This is a genomic window from Haloferax sp. s1 (assembly GCF_058382125.1).
On sequence record NZ_JBZRPK010000409.1, the window covers coordinates 1 to 4,274 of the forward strand.

General features: G+C 69.2%; 5 protein-coding genes. All 5 read right to left on the reverse strand.

From position 1 onward, the window contains the following. The coding region (locus QT222_RS05400; RefSeq protein WP_491476549.1) for a DUF7284 family protein at positions 1-324 on the reverse strand (324 nt) is incomplete at its 3' end. After that, entirely contained in the window at positions 321-713 is a 393-nt protein-coding gene (locus tag QT222_RS05405) for a DUF7285 family protein (RefSeq protein WP_004057518.1), read from the reverse strand. The genes QT222_RS05405 and QT222_RS05400, both read right to left, overlap by 4 nt. Then, a complete protein-coding gene (locus QT222_RS05410) occupies positions 691-1,161 on the reverse strand; it encodes a DUF7283 family protein (RefSeq protein ID WP_491476550.1) in 471 nt (156 codons plus the stop codon). Before QT222_RS05410 ends, QT222_RS05405 begins: the two co-directional genes overlap by 23 nt. A gap of 108 nt (positions 1,162-1,269) precedes the next feature. After that, the gene (locus QT222_RS05415; RefSeq protein ID WP_491476551.1) at positions 1,270-2,991 is read right to left on the reverse strand and encodes a pilus assembly protein; all 1,722 of its coding nucleotides are present in this window, start codon (positions 2,989-2,991) and stop codon (positions 1,270-1,272) included. Continuing rightward, a partial coding sequence (locus QT222_RS05420) for an ATPase, T2SS/T4P/T4SS family (RefSeq protein WP_491476552.1) occupies positions 2,985-4,274 on the reverse strand: 1,290 nt, incomplete at its 5' end. The genes QT222_RS05420 and QT222_RS05415, both read right to left, overlap by 7 nt.

The following is a 4,274-nucleotide window of genomic DNA, read 5'->3' on the forward strand; positions in this document are numbered from 1 at the left end:
GGCGTGCGTGAGACGAACACCGTCGACCGTGACTGCGCCGAGCGTCGAGCGGGCGAGCAGCCCCGAGAGACTTCCGTGGGCGGTTCGGTCGAGTTCGCGGGCGTCCACGCCCTTCGGAGATTCGAGAAGTGACGGGCCGGCCCCCCGGCCGCGGGGTTCGGGGTCGCCCTGGCCCGTCGCCGTGCTGGCCGCTGGCGCCGATGCGATCCCGGCGGCGTCGACGGCGTCCCCGCCGGTCACGCCGGTATCGGCGGTGACGACGATACCGATGCTCGCGCTCACGAGGAGGAGACAGAGCGTCACGTCGAAGGCGACATCCGTCATTGCCACACCTCCACGCGAAGCGTTCCGAAGCCGACGCGGCCCGGTTCGATGCGGACGCTAACTCGGGTTGACTCGCTGTCGGCACCTGCTGGCGCGTCGGGACCGACGACCCGCCGTTCGTCGTCAACCGCGACGACGATGCGGCAGGAGTACCCATCCGGACACGCGGCGGGCGCAGACGAAATCCGCGACAAGTTGACCGTCCCAGTGTCGTCTGCAAGCGTCGATTCGACGTTTTCCAGCGTTGCGGGCGCGAGGTCACGGTCCGCAGTCGGCAGCGAGCGGTCGAGAACCGTCGCATACCCCGAGAGTGCCGCGCAGACGACGAAGAGCGCGGTGAGGGCGGCGACCGGCGAGGTCTGTGCTCTATGCTGCGACGACGGTAACATCCGTACCCTCCCAAGAGACGTGGCGAACGACGAGCGATTCGGCGGCCGAGCGCCACGTCGCGTTGCGCTGACGGGCGGCAGCTGCGGCGGCGGCGAACGAAGCGGGCGAGTCGAAGACTGCATTCGGGTTCGCACCCATGGCGACGGACCCAAGCCGCGAGTCGGGCGTTGCGGGCGTGATTGGCCCGAACGCGAACGTCGCGTGGGCGGCACCGCCCTCGTTTCTGAGGCCGATGCGCTTCGAACCGAGGCGAACGGCATCGGCGGTCAGCGGGTGTTCGGCCGTGGTGTCGAACTCGGAAACGGCGACGCCATCGACGGTGTCGGCGACGCTGGACGCGTCAGGTGCGGGCGTGGTCGGAAGTCCGGCGACCGTGCCGAGAAGCACGGTCGCGGCCACCGAAAGCGCGGTCCACGTGTACAGGGAATCGAGCGGTGCGTCGAGCATAGACCGGGGTGGTCCCGTCCGAGTATATAAACCTCAGCACGAGTGGGACGGAGCCAGAGTACTGAGACAGAGACGACACGAGACAGGTCGCGGATTGGTCCTATCGACTCAGACGAGCGTGCCCGCGGCGACGAAGGCGAGAGTGAACGTCGTCGTCGCCGACACGAGCGCCTTGCCGACCCGCGACGCGACGAGGTGACGGTCGAGTCCGTACTCGACACCGACCGAGAGCGTCGTGAGGATAATTGCCGACAGGAGGACGTACACTCCGACGGCGAACCCGAGGTCACCGGTCGCCATCGGCGCGGTGACGGCTGTCTCGTCGAGCGTCCGTGCGGGTCCCATTCCGTCTGCGAGCGCGACGGTCGCACCGGCGACGAGCGGGCCGAAGATGGCCGCCGTGTTCGAGAGCGTCTCGGTGACCGATGCGAGTTCGCGGCGCGCTTCGGCGTCGAGACGCGAGAGTGCGGTGAGTTGGTCAGCCATCGAGACGATGGCGCGACCCGCCGGGCGACCCTCGCTGGCGGCGAGTCCGAGCAGCGTTGCGACACCGGCCACGCGTGGACTGGGTACCGAGTCGAGAACGCCGTACTCGCCGCAGAACGACTCGACGACGCCCACGCGGAGGCGACGCTGGACGCCGACCGCATCTTCGAACAGTTCGCCCGTCGCGCCGGGGACCGACGTGGCGGCACGGGCGAGTGCGGACTCGACGGCCTCGCCCTCGCCGACGGCGCGACCGACGAGATAGAGCACGTCCGAGAGCCCGTCTTCGACCGCCCGAACGCGGTCGCGGAGTTCCATGACCGGGCGCGCGGCGACGAAGAGCGCAGTTCCGACGCCGAGACCGAAGGCTGCGAGCGGTGCCGCCCACGGGGCGACGAGCATGGTGACGGCGACGAAGGCCGCAGTACCCGCAACCCCGCCACCGAGTACGGCGACGAGACGGTGGTCGTCCACAGCCGGGTGAGACGTATCGACTGAAAGCGGTGCAAAGGCGACCGGCCTGCGGACGAGCACCCACCCGACTACGGCGAGGAGGCAGGCGGGAAGCACGAAGTCGTAGAGAAAGACGACGTGCGACGAGGTGATACCGACGCCAGCGACCCGAGCCGCGGGGAGTGCGCCGACCAGCGCGAGCGGGAGCAACACGCCGAAGGCGTAAACTGCAGTGACTGGGCCGCGAACCGACCCGACGAAGTCGGCAAGGCGGTCCTGTGTCCCCTCGCGGACGACTTCGTGCGCGCGGTCGAGCGTGCGGTCCCGCTCTCCGTCGGGAACATCTGCTGCCGTCTGGAGCAGCGCCGTCGCTCGGTCGAGCGCCGGGAACCACTCGCGCCACGCGTCGGCAAACTCACCGAGTCCGGTTGTCGGCGTCCCGCGGGCGCGGTTGGTGTGGGCCGCAAGCGAGGTCGAAAGCGGGTCGTCGTCGGCACGGGCGGCGAACGAGGCAGCCCGCTCGACGGAGGGTTCGATGCGCATCCGAAGCGCGATGCGGCCGACGAGTTCCGGCGCGTTACCGAGTGCCCGAGTTCGGCGGAGCGTCGCCAGCCAGACCGGGAGCGTGTGCACCGCATGAGCGGTTCCGAGCGCTGCCGCGAGCGCGACGAAAACGACCGAGATGGTCGGCAACCGAGCGACGAGAGCGAGCAGCCCGGCGAGCAGTCCTGCAGGAACAGTTGCGCCGTAGCCCGCGCTGACGACCGTCTCGGCGTCGAGGTCGTATCCGAGGAACGCGAGCGACCGTTGCAACTCGTCGCTCGGGGCAACGTCTGCGGGAGCAAGCTTCGCGAGCGTCGTCACGGCCGAAGAGACAATCGTCGTCAGCATTCGGAATCACGCTCCGCACGGGCCGCGGCGAGGTCAGCGGGCTTCGTTCGGCCGGTTTCGGCGAGCGATTTGAGGAAGGCTGTCCGAGTTTCCAGTGCGTCGAGTACGTCAGCGTACGACTCGCCCGGACGAGAGAGGGACTCGACCGCGAGGCTATCACCACGTGAGACGGCTCCTGAAGAGACAAGCGAGTCGCCGTCGTGGCTGAACAGTGTCTCGAACGCAGCGTCATCGCCGGTTGGTCGGACCTCCTCGACACGGGCGACGCGGTGGGTCTCCGCGCGCTCGCACGTAATGACGAGGTCGGTTGCCGCGAACGACGACGCAGGAACGTCGAGGTCGGAAACGACGCGCTCGCGAACATCCGCCGCGCCGTCGCCGTGAATCGTTCCGAGGACGGCGTTTGCGTTCGCGCCGACACGCATTGCCTCGTAGAGAACCGCGGCTTCCTCGCCGCGAACCTCCCCGAGTGCGAGTGCGCCGTCACCCAATCGAAGCGCCGCGTGAAGCGCCTCCTGCGGCGTCGGCTCCGGGCCACCGGTCGTGTCGGTCCGCAGCGTCTGCACGTCGCGGTCGGCGGACCGCAGACTCGACGCAGGGAGTTCGGGCGTGTCCTCGATGAGAACGGTGCGAACGTCGCTCGGGAGTTCCCATAGAAGCGACCCGAGGAACGTCGTCTTCCCTGCCCCGCGTGACCCGGCGACGAGAACTGACGCACCGCGTTCGACCGCGAGCGAACAGAGCGCCGCGGCGTCAGCCAAAATCGTTCCGTTCGCAACGAGCGCGGGGAGCGTAAGCGGCGTTTCGTCGTGACGGCGGAACGCGAACCCGAGTCCGTCGCTCGCTGGCGCGGTCACGCCCGCGACACGGACGCTCACGCCGCCCGCATCGACCACCGTGTCGAGCGTCGGGTCGGCGCGGGAGAACGACGCCCCGCTCACTCGTCGCAGACGAGAGGCGAGCGACTCGGCACCACCGGGCGCGAGGCGAACGTTCGTCGGCATCGACGTGCCGTCGACGACGACGCGAATCGGGTTCTCGTCGGCCGGGGTCGAGACGTACACGTCGGAGACGGCGGGGTCCGAAAACAGGTCGTCGAGGACGCCGTGACCCTGCGTGTGTTTCGCGAGAATCGTCGTGAGCGTCTCGACGGGAGCCTCTGCATCCGCAACGAGACGGACAGCGCGCCCCGGAGCACGCACTCCGGAACCGGCATCGACCGCACCCCGAGCGAGCGCGTCGCGTGCGGCGGCGAGCGGCCGTGCGGCCTGTTGGTCGAGTTT

What these genes read in the sequence shown, in the direction of transcription:
- QT222_RS05405 (WP_004057518.1), bottom strand. Translation starts at nt 713, where the DNA reads ATGTTACCGTCGTCGCAGCATAGAGCACAGACCTCGCCGGTCGCCGCC.
- QT222_RS05410 (WP_491476550.1), bottom strand. Translation starts at nt 1,161, where the DNA reads ATGCTCGACGCACCGCTCGATTCCCTGTACACGTGGACCGCGCTTTCG.
- QT222_RS05415 (WP_491476551.1), bottom strand. Translation starts at nt 2,991, where the DNA reads ATGCTGACGACGATTGTCTCTTCGGCCGTGACGACGCTCGCGAAGCTT.